The sequence below is a fragment of the Photorhabdus aballayi genome (assembly GCF_026153155.1).
Taxonomy (GTDB): domain Bacteria; phylum Pseudomonadota; class Gammaproteobacteria; order Enterobacterales; family Enterobacteriaceae; genus Photorhabdus; species Photorhabdus luminescens.
Genome location: NZ_JAPFCD010000007.1, coordinates 13,119 through 35,199 on the forward strand (window position 1 = coordinate 13,119; position 22,081 = coordinate 35,199).

Consider the following 22,081-nt stretch of genomic DNA (forward strand, 5'->3'; position numbering starts at 1 on the left):
GCTGTTTTTTTATCCCTTATCTTCGATTTACACCATTTTCCCTATTAGAAATTGGCTAATGTGAGCAGAGCTTATCGCCTGTTTTACTCTACTCACGCTGAATATATGACCAGATTAATTAAATACTCCGGTAGAAAGATATCTGTCGCCACGGTCACAGATAATGGCAACAATGACAGAACCTGGATTTTGTACTGCAACACTTAATGCTCCGGCAACAGCGCCGCCGGAACTGACCCCACAGAAAATGCCTTCTTTCTGAGCCAACAAACGCATGGTATCTTCAGCTTCTTTCTGAGTGATATCCAGCACTTGATCGACTAACTCCTTGCGGAAAATACCTGGCAAATAAGCCGGCGACCAGCGACGAATACCGGGAATATGGCTATTCTCCGCCGGTTGTAAACCAATAATCTGTACACTATTAGACTGAGTTTTTAAATAGCGGCTAACACCGGTAATGGTTCCTGTCGTTCCCATACTGGAAACAAAATGCGTAATACGCCCTTGCGTCTGTTGCCAAATTTCAGGCCCTGTCGTCGTAAAATGCGCTAAAGGATTATCCGGGTTATTGAATTGATCAAGAACTTTACCTTCACCATTACGCTCCATTTGCTGAGCTAAATCACGAGCACCTTCCATGCCCATTGCTTTACTCACCAAAATCAGTTCTGCGCCATAAGCTCGCATAGAAGCCTGACGCTCAAGGCTCATATTATCCGGCATCAATAACTTAAGATGATAACCTTTTACTGCGGCAATCATTGCCAACGCAATCCCCGTATTTCCGCTAGTAGCTTCAATCAATACGTCACCGGGAGAAATCTCACCGCGCAATTCAGCTTGCTGAATCATTGACAGCGCTGTTCTGTCTTTTATCGAGCCTGCCGGATTATTACCTTCAAGTTTCACCCATATTTCCACCCCTAGCTTATCGGTGATTCGTTGTAATTTTATCAGCGGGGTGTTACCTATAAAATGTTCCAAGCTTGCCACAGCTATTACCCAAATTTTATTTAATAGAAGAGCGAAATAACCATATTCAGGAATATATCGCAAGCCCTTAAATAAAAAATGCCCATCCCTGGCGGTAAGGAGATGAGCAAAATGGTACCAACCAAATCTAAATAATTATCAGGCAGTTTGGGCTAAACTCAGTGTTTGCAATTGTTTATCGCCCGCATATAAACGCGCTTCAGTGCCACCAATAAAATAACGGCTTCCTCTTGTGGGTACTGAAGTCTCATTAAACCAAACAACAACAACCGATTCATGATGCCAGCCTAGAGGCTGAACCGAAAGCTGCCAGAAATGCCCTCTAGGACTAACCTCAGTCACCTGTACTGGTAATGGACTGGAAAGTGTCGGTTGCGAGTTCATCATGATATCCCACGGACGTAAGAAGACATCGACATTCCCCTGATGGATTGGCGTCACATTGAGAGGCAAGTGCTGCCCGCCAATCAATAGCTGAGAACCTTTAATTTCACCACTAAAATGATTGACCTCACCCAGAAACTCCATTACAAAACGGCTTGCCGGATAACGCCATACTTCTTGCGGCGTACCAACCTGTTCAATATTCCCTTGTCTCATGACAACAACCCGGTCAGCCACTTCCATCGCTTCTTCCTGATCGTGAGTGACAAAGACACTGGTAAATTTAAGTTCTTCATGAAGCTGACGTAGCCAACGGCGTAATTCCATTCTTACCTGAGCATCCAGTGCGCCAAATGGCTCATCAAGTAATAGAATTTGTGGTTCAACAGCCAATGCTCTTGCCAACGCTACCCGCTGTTTCTGCCCACCAGAAAGTTGCGATGGATAACGTTCAGCAAGATGCGTCAATTGCACCATCTCCAGCAACTCCATCACCTTACGGCGGATAGCCGCCATATTCGGACGCTTACGTCGCGGCAGTACTGTTAATCCAAAAGCAACATTATCAAACACAGTCATATGCCGAAACAGGGCATAATGCTGAAATACGAATCCAACTTGCCGATCTTTAGCATGCATACGGCTAACATCTTGTCCGTGGAAACTCAGCTCCCCCTCAGTTTGTTGTTCCAGACCAGCAATAATCCTCAACAAGGTTGTTTTACCAGAGCCTGACGGTCCAAGCAGAGCAACCATTTCTCCAGAAAAAATATTCAGAGTGACATCGCTCAAAACCTGAGTCCGACCAAAATATTTACTGATATTGCTAATTTCAATACTCATATTCTGCTCCTACCTTAACCATGTTGACGACTTAACCGCCACTGCAAAGCACTTTTAACAATCAAAGTGATAATTGCCATCAATGCCAACAATGCCGCCGCAGTAAATGCCCCTACGGTGTTGTAATCTTGATGCAGTAGTTCAACCTGCAACGGCAATGTGTAAGTTTCACCACGAATAGCGCCGGATACCACTGAAACAGCGCCAAATTCACCAATAGCCCGAGCATTGGTTAAAACCACACCGTATAACAACGCCCAACGGATATTAGGTAACGTCACCCGCCAAAACATTTTCCAGCCAGACGCCCCCAATAAAATTGCAGCTTCATCCTCTTGGCTCCCCTGACTAAGCATCATCGGCACCAACTCTCGAACAACAAACGGACAAGTCACAAATATCGTCACCAAGACCATCCCCGGCCAGGAAAACATCAATTGGATATCATAGGGTTCCAGCAAACTTCCTGCCCAACCATTCGAACCATAAAACAATAAGTAGAGCAAACCCGCTACGACCGGCGAAACAGCAAACGGAATATCGATCAACGTCAATAAACATTGTCGCCCCGGAAACTGAAAGCGCGTTACCAGCCAAGCGATCATGACGCCAAAAATTAGGTTTACCGGAACGGTAATTAATGCGATCAGTATCGTTAGCCAGATGGCATGCAACATATCAGTATCCAAAAGATTCTGAGTAACTACCTCAATTCCTTTAGAAAAAGCAGTCATAAATATCCAGGCAATCGGGATCACTAACAATAAAATTGAAAACAATACGCCGGTTACGATCAACGTCCACTTGCCCCAATTTACAGGTGGTTGTTGCGCTACATAAGATTCCGATAATTCAACCATTAATGCCCTCCAATCCGCTTACCAAAGCGGCTTTGCAGAGTATTAATGCTAAATAGTAATATCAGGGATATTGCCAATATAACTGATGCGATGGCACTGGCCGCGGGATAATCAAACTCCTGTAAACGGATGAAAATCATCAGCGATACCACTTCTGTTTGCCATGCAATGTTGCCAGCAATAAAGATCACTGCGCCAAATTCCCCCAAACTGCGAGTAAAAGAGAGTGCCGTGCCCGCAATTAAAGCGGGAGACAATTCTGGCAATACAACGCGCCAGAAAGTTTGCCAACGATTAGCGCCTAATGTTTGAGCTGCTTCTTCATATTCCGGCCCTAACTCTTCAAGTACTGGCTGAATAGTTCGCACTACAAATGGCAAGCTTGTAAACGCCATCGCCACTGCAATACCCAACCAAGTATTCACGACTTTCACATCAAAGTGCCCAAGCAAAGAGCCATACCAACCACTAACAGAGAATAGCGTTGCCAATGTCAATCCCGCTACCGCAGTAGGTAACGCAAAAGGGAGATCCATCAAACCATCTAATAAGCTACGGCCTGGGAAACGATAGCGGGTTAAAACCCATGCCATCAGCATACCAAATACCGCGTTAAACAAGCTGGCAACCGCTGCTGCCAGCAATGTCACTTTGTAAGCCGCCACAACCTGGGGATTAGCAATAACCTGCCAATACTGTTCCCAAGTCATACTGGAAAGTTGCACAACTAATGCACTCAGGGGTAACAATAAGATCAAACAGGTATAGAACACACTGCTGCCTAAGCTTAACCCGAAACCAGGCAATACTCGCTTACTGGATTTCGAAAACATTACTTATGCCCCTCGGCCAGCAATTGATCCAGTATGCCGCCAGTATTGAAGTGAGTTTTCATCACTTGCGGCCAACCACCAAATTGATCTTCTAATCGAAACAGCTTAGTTTCTGGAAAATGGGCTCCCTGCTGAGCCATCACGTTTTTATCACTGACACGATAATTAAAGCGGGTCATGATCTGCTGTGCCTGTGGACTATAAAGATAATTCAGATAAGCTTTAGCCGCTTCCTCTGTACCGTTTTTCGCAATATGTTTATCAATCCAAGCCACTGGGAATTCCGCCAGAATACCTACCGGTGGAACGATCACTTCATATTTATCATCACCATACTGCTTACGAATGTTGTTAACTTCAGATTCAAAACTGATCAGCACATCACCCAAGCCACGTTCAATAAATGACGTTGTCGCACCGCGACCTCCGGTATCAAACACGGCGACATTTTTCAGGAAATGTTTCATCCACTCGCGAGTTTTACCTTGATCCCCACCATTTTCTTGTTGAATAGCTCCCCAAGCGGCCAAATAAGTATAACGACCATTACCGGAGGTTTTAGGGTTTGGGAAGACTAATTTGACATCCTGACGCACTAAGTCATCCCAATTGTGAATATTTTTGGGGTTACCTTTACGCACGAGAAACGCCATCGTGGAATAGTAAGGCGAACTGCTATTTGGCAAACGGTTCTGCCAATCAGCCGGGAGCAAATCCCCACGATCATGCAAAATTTGCACATCCGTTACCTGATTGTAAGTCACCACATCAGCCCGCAACCCCTGAAGAATTGCCAGTGCTTGTTTGGAAGAACCGGCGTGGGATTGTTTGATTATCAATTTGTCTTGTGGATATTGCTCATTCCACTGTTTTTCAAATTCAGGATTCAGTGCAGAAAATAACTCACGCGCAACATCATAAGAGCTGTTTAACAACTCTACAGCAAAGGCATGACTACTGCCTAATAAAGTCACTACTACCAGTCCGTTTAGTATCGTGTTTTTTACTGAATACTTTTTCATTTCTCACCTTATCCGTTATTCCATCAAATAACGCGCCAGTGACTAATGTATCCAGTTTATTTATAACAGGGTAGATAACTATCGCCGTTTAATATACCAAATTGCAATTAGAAAGCATGAAACGCAATAAGCTGCCAAGAACAGTAAGGTTTTTAAATGAAAAATGCGGGCCTGTTACAGCTCCGCAAGAGGAATATCAAATCCACCAAACCAACTCGGTTTATGTTCTAATCAGAAACTCTCATCGCTTCCAAATGATACGTTCTATTTTCCAGTTTTTCAGCACATCATCAGAAGGAATTAAACCTTCAGGGCCATTCCAATTACCGGTAAACAGATAACTAACATGTTTGCTCTGCGGGGATACGCAAACAATAGCGCTCTTCTCTGACTCACTGACCGTATTTTGGCAAGCACCAAATGCCCTGCTATAAAGCGCCGAGAATGGCATACCGACCTTTGTTCCCCAGACAGTTTCAATATCTTCATCCAACACTTCAATGCGGCTGACTTTTCCATCTTCCTGACCAAATAGCGCTACCTTCAATTGATCACTATCCATTGCTTGAAATACTGTCACCAATTGACCATTTTTTGTTTCCATGCCACTGCGTAAGTGGTACTTTCCATCCAATCCTTTCTCTATCGCGTCCTTATTCATTGCTGTCAGACCATTTATTTCTCCCACGCCCTGAGCTGAGATTTTTAAGGAGCTGCCAAACCAGCTAAAAGGAGACAAATTCGACCATGAAAAGCCCGATGAACCCGCACAACCAGCCAGTAACAACACACAGCCTATTGTGGCAAAACGTAATCCTGACAACGTACTATACTCCTGCATAATTGGCTCCCTTTGACTCAATACAGAGATAGGTGCTGAGACATCACATCTGATTGTTAGTTTCAGAGAATATTTAAATTAATTACTTTAGATTAATATTTTATTGATAAAATACCACTTAGCGGTATCATTACCTCCCCTAAAAATCATCACTATTAGTAAGGTCAATATGATGAAAAAAACATTTATAACCACCGCTTTGATTGCTTTGTTCAGTATGCCATCACTGGCTCAAACCTCACAGACGCAATTTGGTGGTTTTTCTGGTCCCGATTCAGCACAGCCTCCCGTCCAATCAGCACCACAAGGTGGTTTTGTCGATCACAATGCAAGAGTTTCCACCACTCAACAAGTTAAAAATATGAGAGATGACAGTTGGGTCGTGCTGGAAGGATATATTGAATCCCGTATCCATAGCGATCACTTCATATTCCGAGATAATGCAGGAATTGTTGAAGTCGAAGTTGATCATAAATACTGGAATGGTCAAACGATAACGCCGCAAGATAGAGTCCGTCTTGAAGGCGAAGTCGATAAAGAATGGAATGGTATGACAGTTGATGTGAAAAAAGTCACCAAATTGAACTAATAGTTTGTGGCTGAGTGGTATTCTTTCACTCAGCCATATCTAAACTCAATATTCCTGATCACCAATCAAACGTTTACTGAAAATAACACTCTCTTGATGACGATCTTCATATTCCAGTTTTTCGCACATATAGATAGTGGCATCATTATCTTCAGGAACAATAAGAACTATTTTTGGGCAACCACGGGCAATCAATTTCTTCTCCAACCGGGCAATTAACGCATTCGCAATTCCCCTACTGCGAAATTCAGGATGAACTCCCAAATAATAAGCTGAACCACAATGACCATCATAGCCCCCCATAATCGTCCCAACCACTTCACCAGCCACTTCCGCGACTAAAAACAGGTCAGGATCATGAGTCAATTTACGCTCGATATCCACTTCAGGATCAACACCAGGATTAAGTAAATCGCAGCGTTCCCATAAGGTGATCACTTCTTCAAAATCATCTTGTCGAAATACCCGAATTTCCATCCCTAAACCAACCTGTTTTTATTGCAATAATTATTTTCTCATTATCTCTGCTTTAACACCGGAATCAATACGAAAATGCGTTCTCTTCTACGAATGGCTATAATATAACGTTCACCATACCATAATGGGAAAAGAATCATGAATACACCAAACATTAATCAGATTAAGTCTTTTTTCCTTTCATTACAGGATGAAATTTGCCAACAACTGGAACAGACAGATGGCAAAGCGAAGTTTACTGAGCAGTGCTGGCAACGAAAAGAAGGCGGCGGAGGCCGTAGCCGAATTATGAAAGAAGGCACGATATTCGAGCAAGCAGGCGCTAATTTTTCTCATGTATCAGGAGACATGCTTCCCTTATCAGCAACAGCTCACCGTCCTGAATTGGCCGGACGTCATTATCAGGCAATGGGCGTCTCTCTGGTTATTCATCCGTTGAATCCCTATATACCAACCAGTCATGCTAACGTTCGGTTCTTTATTGCAGAAAAAGAAGGTGAAGCGCCAGTATGGTGGTTCGGCGGGGGTTTTGATTTAACGCCTTATTATGGTTTTAAGGAAGATGCTATTCATTGGCACACCACCGCCAGAAATATATGTCGTCCTTATGGAGAAGATGTTTATCCAAAATATAAAAAATGGTGTGATAATTATTTCTATATTAAACATCGTAACGAAGCCCGCGGAATTGGCGGCTTATTCTATGACGACTTAAATACGCCTGACTTTAAACATTGTTTTAATCTTACTCAAGATATAGGTACAGGTTTCCTTTCTGCCTATCTACCTATTGTGGAAAAAAGGAAGGAGATATTATGGGGTGAACGTGAACGGCAATTCCAATTATATCGCCGTGGTCGTTATGTAGAATTTAACCTCGTTTGGGACAGAGGAACCCTATTTGGATTACAAAGTGGGGGACGAACAGAATCTATCTTAATGTCCATGCCACCATTAGTACGCTGGGAATATGATTATCACCCTGAACCTGGCTCTGCGGAAGCCGCTTTATATATCGACTTTCTACCAGTAAAAAACTGGATATGATTTTTTATCATGTTAGGAATATTATAAAAAACTATTCCTAACTATTTATATTTTTATTACAGCCAATGCAAGAATCCCTCACATAAAAAAACTTAACAATTTATTAACAAACCCTTAACATAAAAGAATCAGGTTGGACCTGATGACTATCTGCTGGAAACGTGTTTAATATGAATCCGTACCTAAAGAGTACCTCTAATTAATAACTAAAAATTTATTCCAGGAGATATTTTATGCAAATACAAAACAATAACTACAGAGGCGTAATACCGCCGTACATTCTTCAAAATATTTATAATAATGACAATGAAAAGAAGAAAGTATTAATGACATTAAATCACACTCAGAGTTTAATGTTGGACAATGTTATTAGAGAATCTTCCGATGATTCCGGCGATGACGATAAAGTTACCAATACAACTATACATCGTTCTATTCACGATGCAGAAAATAAACGCAAGTTGCCAGGAAAATTAGTACGAGATGAAGGAGATCCAGATAACGGAGATAAATCAGTTGATAACGCATATAGATATTTAGAAGCAACTTACAATTTCTATAAAGAAGTTTTCAATCGCAACTCATTAGATGATAAAGGAATGAAATTGATTGCCACTGTGCATTATGGCGAAGAATATATGAATGCATTCTGGGGCAACGGACAAATGGTATTTGGCGACGGAGATGGCAAAACCTTCAATGATTTCACAACCTCTGTCGATGTTATCGGCCATGAATTATCTCATGGTGTTATTGAGAAAACAGCGGATCTGGTCTATTTCTTTCAGTCTGGAGCATTAAATGAATCAATAGCGGATGTTTTTGGCTCATTAGTAAAACAACATTATCTGAAACAAAAAGCTGATGAAGCAGATTGGATTATGGGAAGCGAGCTACTGGGCAAAGACGTTAAAGGCGTAGGGATTCGTTCACTGAAAAAACCCGGCAGCGCATATGATGATGAAGTTCTCGGTAAAGATCCACAGCCTGGTCATATGGATGATTTTAAAGAGCTGCCGATTTATAGAGACAATGGCGGGGTTCATATTAACTCAGGTATTCCTAATAAAGCCTTCTATAATCTGGCGATAAAATTAGGTGGATATGCCTGGGAGAGAGCAGGAAAAATATGGTACAACACATTGTTGGATAAAGATCTTGCACGCGATGCTAACTTCTTATCCTTCGCTAAATTAACAGTTAAACATGCTCGTGAATTATTTGATGAGGATGTTGAAAAAGCCACAATTGATAGCTGGAAAGAAGTGGGCGTTAAAGTGAAGGAAGATAAAGACGATAAGGGCGGTGACAAGGATGATAAAGGCGGCGACAAGGGCGATAAAGGCGGCGATAAGGGAGATAAAGGCGGCGATAAGGGAGATAAAGGCGGCGATAAGGGAGATAAAGGCGGCGATAAGGAAGATAAAGGCGGCGATAAGGGAGATAAAGGCGGCGATAAGGAAGAAAAAGGCGGCGAATAAGGACAAAACTGAAGATTAATCTATAAATATATCGCTGGTTTAACGCCAGCGATATTTTATTATTTGTAATACCTGGCTTGTAAAAAATACATCTAATAGAAGATGCCAAAATTGTTAACGCCGAATTTCACGCTATACTAGAGAGACCTGAAAAATAACCGTAAAAATTTGGTATATCATGAATAATAAAACTCTTAAACTCACAACTGATAGTAAAATCACAATTTCTCTACAAGGAGGATTTGCCACCATACCTAGCCTTAACCAAGATAAAACAGTGAATTTAAAATCATTGTCTCCGCACCAACAGCAATTATTTCTTCAAGCCATAGAACAAGATTTTTCTGATTCTATGCCACCATCACCAAATCCTGATCAACATTATTATCTGCTCAGTATTACCAATGGAAATGAAGAATACCACTTCACTCTTCCAGAACCTGATGCACCAGAAATCATTACTCAGGTATGGAATGACAATAACAAGGGTGGTTAATCGCCACCCTTTTTTTCTTATAATTTAGTATTAACGCTTTTTCAGATGTGCCATCAGACGCTTACGCTTACGCATTTGATTTGGCGTCAACGTATTACGTTTATCGGCATAAGGATTTGCCCCTTCTTTAAACTGAATCCGAATCGGCGTCCCCATCACTTTCAGAGATCGACGGAAATAGTTCATCAGGTAACGCTTATAAGAATCAGGCAAATCGGTTACCTGATTACCGTGGATCACAACGATTGGCGGATTATAACCACCAGCATGAGCATATTTCATTTTCACCCTGCGACCACGGATCATCGGCGGTTGATGATCTTCTTCGGCCATATGCATGATACGGGTTAGCAGTGAAGTATTGACACGGCGAGTAGCGCAATCATAAGCCTCAAGAATCGAGTCAAACAGATTCCCCACCCCACTACCATGCAGAGCAGAGATAAAATGAACTCTGGCAAAGTCAACAAAACCAAGACGATAATCCAGCATCTCTTTCACACGCTCTTTATCTTCTTGCGACATGCCATCCCACTTATTGACCGCAATGACCAATGAGCGCCCGCTATTAAGAATAAAACCCAATAACGACAAATCTTGATCGGAAATGCCTTCTCGCGCATCGATCACCAGCAATACAACGTTAGCATCTTCAATCGCTTGAAGGGTTTTGATAACTGAAAATTTTTCAACCGTTTCAGTGATTTTACCGCGCTTACGTACCCCTGCGGTATCAATAAGGATATATTCACGGCCATTGCGCTCCATTGGAATATAAATACTGTCGCGGGTCGTGCCAGGCATGTCGTAAACCACAACCCTCTCTTCACCCAAGATACGGTTAGTCAACGTAGACTTACCCACATTTGGTTTACCGACAATGGCTAATTTCAATGGCAAAGTTGATGGATCAAAATCCTCTTCTTCTTCTACCATCTCAATTTTATTCTGTTCCTGCTCTGCCCAATAAGCTGCATTGGCTTCTTCCTCAGTCAGCTCAACCTCTTCTTCTTCGCCTTTACCAGAAAAAGGTAACAGTACTCGTTCAATAAGTTGGGTGACTCCACGACCATGAGAAGCAGCGATAGAGTAGATATCCCCCAATCCGAGGGAATAAAATTCAGCAACAGCGGTATCAATATCAACGCCGTCGGTTTTATTTGCAACCAGAAAAGTGGCTCTTTCACGGCTACGTAGATGTTTTGCTATCGCGTGATCTGCTGGCATCAATCCAGCACGAGCATCTACCATAAACAGAACAATATCGGCCTCTTCAATCGCCATCAAAGATTGAGCTGCCATATGGGTTTCTACACCTTCTTCGGCGCCATCAATACCACCGGTATCAATGATGATAAACTCCTGCCCTTCAACCTCAGCTCGACCATATTTGCGGTCGCGAGTCAGACCTGGAAAATCCGCTACCAGCGCATCTCTTGTACGGGTTAAACGGTTAAATAATGTGGACTTACCCACATTGGGGCGCCCTACCAGAGCGACGACAGGTATCATTTGTTGATGCCTCATGACTTAATTTGAAATTAGCGTTCCACTGTTCATACAGCGTTAATCACAACAGAACACTAAAAAGACGAAACGGCTCCTGTTCTCTCCAGGAGCCGTGGGACTATACTATAACTAATACTATAATTAACGCTTTACTCTATATTCCGATAAACAGGCAGTAAGCAATACTCAACGGGTAAACAGATAAACCGTACCATCTTTCGCCTGTACCATCAGTTTATCACTAGCAACAACCGGACGGCTCATTAAACCGGAACTATCGACTTTATGCTGGGCAACGAACTTGCCATCATCCATATTCAGCCAGTGCAGATAACCTTCACTGTCACCGACAACCAGATAGCCGTTATACATTTCAGGCGCGGTCAAATTACGGTGTTGCAATTTTGTCTGAGTCCACAAAGTGACGCCATCACTTTGACGCAGCCCCATAACTCGATCGTTTTGGTCAACAATATAGATATTATCACCAGAAACAACCATCTCATTCACTGAACCCAAATCGCGCTTCCAGAGGATCTGACCTGAACGCATATCAAGCGCCACCAGATTACCGTTATAAGCTATTGCATATATCACGCCCTCAGAAATAACCGGTGTCGTATCAACATCATTAAGACGACCAATTTCTGTAGAACTGGTTACCTGAGAAATACGTTGTTGCCAAATCAACTGCCCCTGAGAAATCAAAACGGCGTTGACGCGGCCATTATCCCCACCGACGACGGCAGCGCCGTAAGCTACAGCAGGAGCCGATTCGCCACGCAATGATAATGATGGCGTATCCAAATTAACGGACCACTGCACTTTACCCTCTGACTCACTTAATGCCTGCAACATCCCATTACTGGTATGAATCAGTACCAAACCATCACTCACCACAGGACGCGACAACGCTTCACCGGCAACGTCAGATTGCCAGGCAACCTGGCCGTCTTTGGTATTCAATGCAATAACTTTGGCACGTTCAGTACCTACATAGAGATGATCCCCAGCAACGGTCAGACCACCAGAGAGCAATGCAGGTATACGAGAAGAGAGGAAACCTGCTTTTTCAGCCAGATTCACCGACCATATCTCTTTACCGCTATCAATGTCCAACGCCTTAACGATGCCATGACGATCAGCAACATAAACAGCGGAGCCCTGCCAGGTTGGCGTCAAGTGAGAATAATAACGGCCTACACCATCACCTACAGATTTATCCCAAACCTCGCTTGGATTAAATTGATTTTCGACCTGTGGCAATGGCGACATCGTTACCGTGTCTTGCTCACTTGAACAACCGGCTAGCAGAACGGAAGCCACCAAACCAACCAAGAGTGTTTTACGCAGTTGCATTGAAAGAATCCCCTTAGCTGGATAAGTTATTCAATTTAAGATTTAACATCGATTTGATCACCTGCGGTGAATCTGAACTCAAGCCTTTGGTATACGCTGCACGGGCGCCGGTAATATCACCTTTTTTCAACAGTGCATCACCGCGGATATCCTCTGCGACGGCAACCCAACCGGAACCTTTGACCTGTTCCAATGTTTTCAGCGCAGCATCCGCTTTATCTTCCGCCAATTGAACCCTGGCTAAGCGAATATTCACCAGAGCCTGCAAATCCTCATTCTTTGCCTGACCGGCAGCCGCAGATAAAAATTGATCTGCTTTAGTTAACTCATTCTTTTCAACAGCAAGTTGAGCCAAATGCATATGCGCCATCACGCCATAACTGTTATTAGTTTCACTGGCAAATTTTTCAGCAGCAGCATGACCCTCTTTTGTACTGGCAACTAATCCTTGATCTACCCGTTCAAAAGCTTCTGCGCTTTCCTGCAACTGATTTGTCTGATGAGATTGCCAGTAACGCCAGCCAATCAGCGCCCCGGCACCCAATACCAGCCCAAAAACCAAGGCCTTACCATTATTGGCAAAAAAGCGACGGATCGCGTCTACTTGTTCGTTTTCATTGGTATAGACTTCCACAGAGTCTCTCCTTAACCTAACAGTTCAGCCAAACGAACAGAAATTTCACTTTGCGGCAACGTTTGTTGTTCACCTGTACGTAAATCTTTAATGGCTACCTGACCAGAACGAACTTCATCCTCACCGAGAATCAATGCAATTTTGGCGCCTTGTTTATCCGCACGCCCCAGTTGCTTCTTAAAGTTCCCTCCGCCGTGGTTCATCATTAAACGCAATTGGGGCAACGTATCACGTACCTGTTCAGCCAAAATCAATGCTGCTTGCTGACTACCTTCACCAAAAGAAGCGAGATAAACATCTGCAACTGACCGCTCCGCAGCAAATACTGGATTGATTTCCTGCACCAGCAAAATCAGACGTTCCATTCCCATAGCAAAACCCACAGCAGGCGTTGGCCGGCCCCCCATTTGCTCAACCAGCCCATCGTACCGACCACCGGCACAAACCGTCCCTTGCGCCCCAAGTGCCGTCGTTACCCATTCAAATACCGTGCGGTTATAATAATCCAGACCACGAACTAAACGCTGATTAATCCGATACTTGATACCCACCCCATCAAGAAGCGCACACAGGCTATCAAAATGTTCCTTTGATTCGGCATCAAGATAATCAACCAGTTCCGGCGCATCATTAAGAAGTTGCTGAACTTCAGGATTTTTTGAATCCAGAACACGCAATGGATTGCTGTACATACGGCGTTTGCAATCTTCATCCAGCTTATCTTTGTGCTGCTCAAGAAAAGCCACTAACGCCTCACGGTAATTAGCGCGTGCCGCCAACGAACCAATAGAGTTCAGTTCAAGCGTTACATGCTCAAAAATACCAAGCTCACGCCACCAGCGGGCGGTCAATAAAATAAGTTCGGCATCAATATCAGGTCCTTGAAGACCAAAAACTTCAGCACCTAACTGATAAAATTGGCGGTAACGGCCTTTTTGTGGACGTTCATAACGGAACATTGGCCCTAAATACCACACGCGCTGTTCCTGATTGTACAGCAGACCATGTTCAATACCGGCACGCACACAACCTGCGGTATTTTCAGGGCGTAGGGTCACACTTTCACCATTGCGATCATCAAAGGTATACATCTCCTTTTCAACCACATCAGTGACTTCCCCAATAGCTCGTTTAAATAACGGGGTCTGCTCTACAATCGGTGTACGGATCTCACTATAACCATAACCCGCCAGTACCCGTTTCAAAATAGTTTCGATACGCTGCCAGATAACCGTATCTGCCGGCAAGTAGTCATTCATGCCTCGAATAGCTTGGATATTTTTTGCCACGTTTTATCTCTAGTTAATGATTCAAAAATGATGTTGATTATATACCCGTTATCTTTCAAGTTGCCTCTTTGTTGGCTGCACTCACTCACCCCGGTCACATAGTTACCTATGCTCCCGGGGCTTCGCTCCCTTGCCGTCGCGATGCATCTTGAAATCGAAGCGAATACCGATGAGCTTCAATTAACAAACAAAACAACGCTGGCTCATCGTTATGATGAGCCAGTATCAGGTACATTATTTGTCCAGTTGACTTATGCCAATGCGCTTATTTTCATCCAACATTGATGCTTTAGCACGGATCTTCGCCTCAAGCTGATCGATCATATCAGCATTATCGAGACGCTCTTTCTGCCGTACGCCATCTTCATAAAAACCACTCTTTGTTCTGGCGCCGGTGACACCTAAAGTAGAAACCTCCGCTTCACCGGGCCCGTTAACCACACAACCAATAATAGAAACATCCATCGGTGTGAGCAAATCTTCTAAGCGCTGTTCCAAGGCATTAACTGTGCCAATAACATCAAATTCCTGACGGGAACAGGTTGGACAAGCGATAAAGTTTATACCACGGGAACGAATACGTAATGCTTTCAGAATGTCGAAACCCACTTTAACTTCTTCGACAGGATCAGCAGCCAGAGAAATACGCAAGGTATCACCGATACCTTCTGACAGGAGGATACCTAAGCCAATGGCTGATTTTACAGAACCTGCACGGGCGCCGCCCGCCTCGGTAATACCAAGATGCAATGGCTGATCAATTTTCTGAGCTAACAAGCGATAGGCACCAACCGCCAGAAACACATCCGACGCTTTTACACTGATTTTAAACTGGTCAAAATTAAGTCTATCAAGAATATCTACATGACGCATAGCCGATTCCACCAGCGCTTCTGGGGTAGGCTCACCGTATTTTTCCTGAAGATCCTTTTCTAATGATCCGCCATTTACACCAATGCGGATTGGGATATTTTTATCACGGGCAGAAGCCACAACCTCACGGATACGCGCTTCACTACCGATATTACCAGGGTTAATACGCAGACAATCGACACCATACTCTGCAACCTTAAGCGCAATACGGTAATCAAAATGGATATCTGCGACCAAAGGAACACTCGCTTGCTGCTTAATCAACTTAAATGCTTCTGCGGCGTCCATTGTTGGTATTGATACGCGAACAATATCAACGCCAACACGCTCAAGCGATTTAATTTGTTTAACAGTCGCTTCCACATCTGTAGTACGTGTGTTTGTCATTGACTGCACCGCAATAGGCGCACCATCCCCGACAGGCACATTGCCTACATAAATACGCGTAGATTTGCGTCTTTTTATCGGCGATTCATTATGCATATTGGTATTTCTCCCATACTTCCATGTGCTTACTGATAAAACTACAACTATGCCCTACTGCAACAGGCCTTTTATTGTTTATTGTGCTGCTGGCACTTTAAGACGCGCGATACGACTCTCTTTAATAAAGCGGCTTAAATCAACAACTTGCCCCCGGAACTGTACATCCACAACAGCCGGAGCACCGATAGTTAACTCATAAGGTAATGGGCCAGAGAGGCTCAGATGGTCACCCTTATGTTTAGTTCCACTAAATAGTTTTTTTCCATTTGCATCAACAACTTGTAGCCAACAGGATGCTTTAAAATTCATCATCAGCTTATTACTGTCAGCAACTGCCGTTGAATTATTTTCAGACACGCTCGGTACCTGAGCTGTCCCTTGATTAGCCGGCAACGGAGCAGTCTGAGTTTGTGGCCCGTTACCAGCTAATTGAGTTTCAGGTGTTTTCACCACTTGATTTTGAGTTGACGCCACAGATTGAGTCACTTCCTGATGATGACTGCTCGTATTATTCGCCACCACGGCATTTTCGGCTAAAGCGACAGATACTGGCGGCTCACTTGTTACCTGCTCGCGAGCCGGTAACTGTGCCGCCTGATCGTGACTTTCAGTGGACGAATCCACTGAACTACCTTTTTTCTGGGCAATTTTAGCCGCAGAATGATCAGCCATCGAAATCAATTCTTTCTGTTGAGCTATATGGTTTTGCCACCACCATGCTCCCGTCAAACTAATTACAACTAAAATAATCAACCACGTAATCCACATCAACCAACTTTCGCGTTTTTTACGTTTTTTACCCAATGAAAAACTCTGCATCGGTGAAACTTTCGCTGTTTTTGCCGGGGTATGCTTATCCAGAATCGCCAGAATTTCTGCTTCTGGAATTTGCACCAATTTAGCATAAGAACGAACATAACCACGCAGGAAAGCCGGTACCATCGTGGCTGGAATATTGTCCTCTTCAATATCACGGATAGTAGAAAGTTTTAAACACAAGCGATCAGCTACAGTCTGCTGGGTTAGCCCGTGTTGTTCACGAGCCTGACGCAGGAGCTGACCTGCGGTTAAATAAGCTTGTTCTGGAGTCGTTTCTGTATTCATTAGCAAGAAGACGCGGTTCTGTTCAGGTTGTGAAAAACTTCGCGCTGGCTCCTGCTATAATCTTTAAATTACACAATAGCCTGCGCGGCGAAATAGATTTGCTATTTTACTAGCGGCAAATCACTGATAACAAACACGCCTGTTAGCATGGCTCCCAGCAAACAGAGTTTTGACTTCTTCATACTGCCCCTGCTCACAGAGAAAAACGCTGTAATGATACAATACCGTATCATTTCCTGGCGCGTACTGCATCGCCATTTTGTAACGTTGACGGGCAGCTTCCGGCTGACCAGAATATTGCTCATACAACGCCATACCTAATTGAGCCTGATAATGGTCTGGCTTTGCCAGTAAAACCTTATCAAAGTGATATCTGGCGGCAGGCAAATTACCTTTAGCCAAATAAGCCATTCCCAGTTGAATCCGGGTTTCTGCTGCGACTGTTCTCTGTTGATTGCCTTTTATTGGTTGATTGGAACATCCTGCCAACAACATAGCAACCACCACGGCAACAACCGTCATTCCCGATAACGATTTCCTTATCATTCCATCCCCACCGACCAAAGATATGCAATTGTAACAGTCAATTCAGTTACTGCATGACAGGATATACCAACATTCCTATTCAGACTGCCCTTATCTGAATAGGTTCACCGGCCTGACGTTTTTTCAATGTACGTTTGGTACGATCAATCACATCACCGGCAAGCTGACCACATGCGGCATCAATATCATCACCGCGAGTCTTGCGGACAATAGTAGTGAAACCATATTCCATCAACACCTTAGCAAAGCGATCAATCCGGCTGTTGGAACTACGGCCATATGGCGCCCCCGGAAACGGATTCCACGGGATCAGATTGATCTTACTCGGGGTATCTTTCAAACATTCAGCTAATTGATGAGCCTGTTCCACGCTGTCATTAATATGATCCAGCATGACATATTCCACGGTTACACGTCCCTGATTGGCATTGGATTTAGTTAAATAGCGACGTACACCGGCAAGGAACTGCTCGATATTATATTTACGATTGATAGGAACAATGTCATCCCGCACATCATCTGTCGGCGCATGCAGGGAAATCGCCAAAGCAACATCGATCATATCGCCAAGTTTATCCAGTGCCGGCACCACACCGGATGTGGATAATGTCACGCGGCGCTTTGATAAACCAAAACCAAAATCATCCATCATGATTTCCATAGCCGGCACCACGTTATTCAGGTTAAGAAGAGGTTCTCCCATCCCCATCATCACCACATTGGTAATCGGGCGGCGACCACTGGATTTCAGTGAACCAATAATTTTTGCCGCGCGCCAAACCTGACCAATAATTTCAGAAACCCGCAAATTACGGTTAAACCCTTGCTGAGCAGTAGAACAGAATTTACACTCCAGTGCACAACCCACTTGAGAAGAGACACACAAAGTCGCGCGATCATCTTCCGGGATATAAACCGTTTCAACCTGCTGATCGCCAACAGTGATCGCCCATTTAATCGTCCCATCGGCCGAACGTTGCTCTTCTGCTACTTCCGGCGCACGGATCTCTGCAACTTGTTGCAATTTTGCTCGCAGGGTTTTATTGATATCCGTCATCTGCTCAAAATCATCATAGCAATAGTGATACATCCACTTCATCACCTGATCGGCACGGAATGGTTTTTCTCCCATATCAAGGAAAAACTGGCGCATTTGCTTGCGATTCAGATCAAGCAGGTTAATTTTACCGCCTTTCTTTTCTGGAGTTTCAGACACGACAGAAGCAGCAAACTGTGCCGCAGTATTTGGTTGGGACATTTTTTTATATCGCCTCGTTGTGACACTTTCGGCTCTGCGTTGATGAATTCAACGCGAAGTTTCAATTCGGGTCACTATCAGTTTAGTATAGTGACAAATAATAAGCGCCCCGTTGAATTAACAACGGGGCGCCGCATTGTACAAACTTTAATGCAATGATGCTACGGGTAACGCAAATCAATTAACGTGGGCAAATTTCATCTTCTGTGAAGAAATAGGCAATTTCACGGTTTGCAGATTCAACCGCATCAGAGCCGTGAACCGCGTTTTCAGTGAAGCTATCTGCATAATCAGCGCGCAGAGTACCTGCCAATGCATTATCAGGATTAGTTGCCCCCATCAGGTCGCGGTGACGCTGTACTGCATTCTCGCCTTCCAATACCTGAACCATAATCGGACCAGAAGTCATAAATTCCACCAAACCATCAAAGAAAGGACGGCCTTTGTGCTCCGCATAGAAGCCCTCAGCCTGTTCACGGGTCAGGTGAAGCATTTTGGCGGCAATAATTTCAAACCCGGCGCTTTCAAAACGAGCATAAATAGCCCCAATGGCATTTTTCTTTACCGCGTTAGGCTTAATAATAGAAAAAGTACGTTCAACCGTCATGGATAACCTCTTGGTTCTTCTGTCAGCAACTGATAATTTTAATTTTTCCCGATAAGTTAATCGGTTAATACTCATTCCGCAACCTTAGCGGAGACAAAAACGGCGTTGATTATAGGGGCATGGATAGCGGTTGCCTACAGAAAACATAACATTCCATTAAATTTTTCTTAGCGAAAATTACCATTTTTTCGTACAAATCACATTTTTACCCGAATCGTTTACTTCAAGGTAAAATTGACAGAATCAATCTGTCCACCCAAATCCAAAACACTAAGCTGATATTTACCCGGTTGAGTCAATGTCTGAACAAATCCCTGATTCTTCTCTGTGGTCATTACCTGTTCTCCATTCAGAAACCACCATTGTTGCCCACCACTACCGCCCTGAGTAGTAACACGTAAATCAAGGTGGTTAAAACCGGGGAGCCGTTTCAATACATCTCCGTTGCGAATACCCACGATCAACAACGGCGCTTCATCTGATTTCAACGGTGGACATTGAGGATTAATCGGCGGCAGACGCTGCGCCCGCCGCTCTTGTGCTGGTAACCATGCTTCGAGGGTAATCGGCCACAAAGCGATATTTTTAGCCTGAGCGCCGGGACAATCAGGAGCCACACGCAAGCCATTCTTATCCAACCACACCTGTTCATTGATGCCTGAAATGGCCTCTTGCCCCACCGCAGGCAATGTAGGCGGAATAGTGTTATTCAATATCCAGCTCAGACGCCGCTGACGGCAATTATTTTCTTCCTTCGGCAAACTCTGCCCTCCGGGCCAACAGATAATTGCCTGACTAACACTTGCCGGACGTGGATCAACCGGGATTCGTTTAGCTCCATTTCGCATATTGGCAAGTAACAAGTTATTGATCTGATTCATGATGGGAATTGCCGTAGCGTAGCCAAACTGCCCAACAACTGGCGTGCCGTCTGGCCGACCAACCCAAACACCGATGGTATAACGCGCATTTAAACCGATAGCCCAAGCATCACGATAACCATAGCTGGTACCGGTTTTCCATGCCAGCGGCACTTGTGCCGACAAAACATCATCAGGTTGCGGCAGAGCTTCCCCAGCCATAATTCGCCTCACTATCCATGCAGCGCCGGGGGAAAAAAGTCGCCGATCACGCAATTTCTGCTGTGGAGTGAATCTCAAGGGGGAAACCTTACCCTGACGAGCAAACGCCGAGTAAGCCGCCACCAGTTGATCCATCCGGGTTGCCGTGCCGCCAAGAATCAATGATAAGTTAGGTTCACTGCCGGGAGGAAAACGCAATACAGTTCCTACATTACGCATATTGGCGGTAAACCGCTTAGCACCATAAACTTCAAGCAGCTGCACAGCGGGTAAATTCAGTGAACGAACCAACGCTTCACTGGCGCTGACTGGCCCATGAAAGCCGCTGTCAAAATTTCCCGGGCGATAATAATCAAAGCGGCGAGGCACATCCTGCAATAGTGATTCCCCATGAATCAACCCATCATCCAGCGCCATTGCATACAGAAATGGTTTCAGGGTCGATCCCGGCGAACGCCATGAACTTATCATATCAACATGACCAAAACGGCTATCATCCCGCAGATCCAGCGAGCCGATATAAGCTTTCACCGCCATGTCGGTGTGATCAACCACTAACACGCCAATCGAAGTTTTTTCTGGTAACTGGTATTTCCAATTCACTGCCATATCTTCAAGCTGGCGTTGTAATCCCACATCAAGGGTTGTTTTGATGATCTCCCGACGTATACCTTTCGCCATTCGTCTGGCAAAAAGCGGGGCAAGCTGCGGCACCTGCCGCGGAGCCAACCACAATGTTTCTTGCCGAATATCAGCAACCGTCTGTTCCGGCCAGATTTTATAACGCGCCAACCGTTGCAGCACCTTATCACGAGCAGCCTGTGCCCGCTCAGGATAGCGATCTGGCCTTAAACGGCTAGGGGCCTGTGGCAAAACAGCCAGTAAAGCCGCTTCCCCCGCAGAAAGTTCAGAGGGTGGTTTAGCCAAATATGCCCAACTCGCCGCGCCGACACCTTGTAACGTTCCTCCAAACGGCGCCCGGTTTAGATACATCTCAAGAATTTCATCTTTAGAATAGTGCCATTCAAGCTGCAAAGTACGCCAAATCTGTTTCAGCTTCCCGCCTAAAGTGCGTGAATGTGGGTCAATCAACCGGGCTACCTGCATTGACAGAGTACTGCCGCCGGATAAAATTTTACCGGCCCGAATATCCTGCCAGGCAGCCCTGACCAGAGAAATCGGGTTAATCCCTGGATGCTGGTAAAACCAACGATCTTCATAAGTCAGCAAAGCTTGAATATATTCCGGCGATACTTGATCCAACGCCACCGGATAACGCCAAACGCCTTCATCATCGGCAAAACGCCAAAGCGGCGTACCATCCTCACTCACGACAATACGCGCCATCTTGATTTCACGCAGTGGCAAAGGCCAGATTTTATCTGCCAACCATAAACCCGCCTGGATCAGAAACAACAACAGCACAATCAACCATATAAGGCGATGCGTTTTCTTCATTGATGAA

The 22,081-nt window shown here is 44.4% G+C and carries 20 protein-coding genes and 1 pseudogene; 4 read left to right on the forward strand and 17 right to left on the reverse strand.

The genetic code is table 11. The features are described from left to right. Window positions 1-114: 114 nt before the first annotated feature. The 6 genes from cysM to OO184_RS05790 all read right to left on the reverse strand — a co-directional run bounded on the left by cysM (window position 115) and on the right by OO184_RS05790 (window position 5,779). Complete coding sequence (cysM, locus tag OO184_RS05765) at window positions 115-996, reverse strand: cysteine synthase CysM (RefSeq protein ID WP_265378355.1); 882 nt, start codon at window positions 994-996, stop codon at window positions 115-117. A 138-nt stretch (window positions 997-1,134) separates the two neighbouring features. Continuing rightward, a complete protein-coding gene (cysA, locus tag OO184_RS05770) occupies window positions 1,135-2,223 on the reverse strand; it encodes a sulfate/thiosulfate ABC transporter ATP-binding protein CysA (protein ID WP_265378356.1) in 1,089 nt (362 codons plus the stop codon). Between the two features lie 14 nt (window positions 2,224-2,237). Then, complete coding sequence (gene cysW, locus OO184_RS05775; protein WP_265378357.1) at window positions 2,238-3,083, reverse strand: sulfate/thiosulfate ABC transporter permease CysW; 846 nt, start codon at window positions 3,081-3,083, stop codon at window positions 2,238-2,240. After that, entirely contained in the window at window positions 3,083-3,916 is an 834-nt protein-coding gene (gene cysT / locus OO184_RS05780) for a sulfate/thiosulfate ABC transporter permease CysT (protein ID WP_265378358.1), read from the reverse strand. The genes cysW and cysT overlap by 1 nt, the downstream gene beginning before the upstream one ends. Continuing rightward, window positions 3,916-4,938 (reverse strand): sulfate ABC transporter substrate-binding protein, encoded by a 1,023-nt coding sequence (locus OO184_RS05785; protein WP_265378359.1) that lies wholly within the window; start codon window positions 4,936-4,938, stop codon window positions 3,916-3,918. The genes cysT and OO184_RS05785 overlap by 1 nt, the downstream gene beginning before the upstream one ends. Before the next feature lie 241 nt (window positions 4,939-5,179). After that, complete coding sequence (locus OO184_RS05790; RefSeq protein ID WP_265378360.1) at window positions 5,180-5,779, reverse strand: RpoE-regulated lipoprotein; 600 nt, start codon at window positions 5,777-5,779, stop codon at window positions 5,180-5,182. A gap of 169 nt (window positions 5,780-5,948) precedes the next feature. Between OO184_RS05790 and OO184_RS05795 the strand changes: the two genes are divergently transcribed. Continuing rightward, complete coding sequence (locus OO184_RS05795; RefSeq protein WP_376712541.1) at window positions 5,949-6,368, forward strand: YgiW/YdeI family stress tolerance OB fold protein; 420 nt, start codon at window positions 5,949-5,951, stop codon at window positions 6,366-6,368. Between the two features lie 45 nt (window positions 6,369-6,413). Here OO184_RS05795 and OO184_RS05800 read toward each other — a convergent pair whose 3' ends face one another. Beyond that, a complete protein-coding gene (locus OO184_RS05800) occupies window positions 6,414-6,845 on the reverse strand; it encodes a GNAT family acetyltransferase (RefSeq protein WP_265378361.1) in 432 nt (143 codons plus the stop codon). Between the two features lie 138 nt (window positions 6,846-6,983). On the opposite strand from OO184_RS05800, the gene hemF reads away from it, so the two are divergent. The 3 genes and pseudogenes from hemF (at window position 6,984) to OO184_RS05815 (ending at window position 9,869) form a co-directional block, all read left to right on the forward strand. Then, window positions 6,984-7,892: an oxygen-dependent coproporphyrinogen oxidase gene (hemF, locus tag OO184_RS05805; RefSeq protein ID WP_265378362.1), complete on the forward strand. Its 909-nt coding sequence runs from the start codon at window positions 6,984-6,986 to the stop codon at window positions 7,890-7,892. A gap of 233 nt (window positions 7,893-8,125) precedes the next feature. Beyond that, window positions 8,126-9,208 (forward strand): annotated as a pseudogene (prtS, locus tag OO184_RS05810) (metalloprotease PrtS); the annotation flags it as partial. Between the two features lie 343 nt (window positions 9,209-9,551). After that, a complete protein-coding gene (locus tag OO184_RS05815; RefSeq protein ID WP_265378363.1) occupies window positions 9,552-9,869 on the forward strand; it encodes a protealysin inhibitor emfourin in 318 nt (105 codons plus the stop codon). A 30-nt stretch (window positions 9,870-9,899) separates the two neighbouring features. Here OO184_RS05815 and der read toward each other — a convergent pair whose 3' ends face one another. The 10 genes from der to pbpC form a co-directional block, all read right to left on the reverse strand. Continuing rightward, on the reverse strand, window positions 9,900-11,381 hold the full coding sequence (gene der, locus OO184_RS05820) for a ribosome biogenesis GTPase Der (RefSeq protein WP_265378364.1): 1,482 nt from the start codon (window positions 11,379-11,381) through the stop codon (window positions 9,900-9,902). A 183-nt stretch (window positions 11,382-11,564) separates the two neighbouring features. Further along, a complete protein-coding gene (gene bamB, locus OO184_RS05825) occupies window positions 11,565-12,737 on the reverse strand; it encodes an outer membrane protein assembly factor BamB (protein WP_265378365.1) in 1,173 nt (390 codons plus the stop codon). A gap of 13 nt (window positions 12,738-12,750) precedes the next feature. After that, complete coding sequence (locus tag OO184_RS05830) at window positions 12,751-13,371, reverse strand: YfgM family protein (protein ID WP_265378366.1); 621 nt, start codon at window positions 13,369-13,371, stop codon at window positions 12,751-12,753. 11 nt (window positions 13,372-13,382) lie between these two features. Continuing rightward, on the reverse strand, window positions 13,383-14,660 hold the full coding sequence (gene hisS / locus OO184_RS05835) for a histidine--tRNA ligase (RefSeq protein WP_265378367.1): 1,278 nt from the start codon (window positions 14,658-14,660) through the stop codon (window positions 13,383-13,385). 234 nt (window positions 14,661-14,894) lie between these two features. Continuing rightward, entirely contained in the window at window positions 14,895-16,016 is a 1,122-nt protein-coding gene (gene ispG / locus OO184_RS05840) for a flavodoxin-dependent (E)-4-hydroxy-3-methylbut-2-enyl-diphosphate synthase (RefSeq protein ID WP_265378368.1), read from the reverse strand. 78 nt (window positions 16,017-16,094) lie between these two features. Beyond that, window positions 16,095-17,123: a cytoskeleton protein RodZ gene (rodZ, locus tag OO184_RS05845; protein WP_265378369.1), complete on the reverse strand. Its 1,029-nt coding sequence runs from the start codon at window positions 17,121-17,123 to the stop codon at window positions 16,095-16,097. Between the two features lie 120 nt (window positions 17,124-17,243). Then, a complete protein-coding gene (locus OO184_RS05850) occupies window positions 17,244-17,669 on the reverse strand; it encodes a tetratricopeptide repeat protein (protein ID WP_265378370.1) in 426 nt (141 codons plus the stop codon). A gap of 79 nt (window positions 17,670-17,748) precedes the next feature. After that, a complete protein-coding gene (gene rlmN / locus OO184_RS05855) occupies window positions 17,749-18,927 on the reverse strand; it encodes a dual-specificity RNA methyltransferase RlmN (protein ID WP_265378371.1) in 1,179 nt (392 codons plus the stop codon). A 181-nt stretch (window positions 18,928-19,108) separates the two neighbouring features. Then, a complete protein-coding gene (ndk, locus tag OO184_RS05860) occupies window positions 19,109-19,534 on the reverse strand; it encodes a nucleoside-diphosphate kinase (RefSeq protein WP_046397558.1) in 426 nt (141 codons plus the stop codon). Window positions 19,535-19,752: 218 nt separating this feature from the next. Next, window positions 19,753-22,074, reverse strand: coding sequence for a peptidoglycan glycosyltransferase PbpC (pbpC, locus tag OO184_RS05865; RefSeq protein ID WP_265378372.1), 2,322 nt, complete (start codon window positions 22,072-22,074; stop codon window positions 19,753-19,755). Window positions 22,075-22,081: the final 7 nt, after the last annotated feature.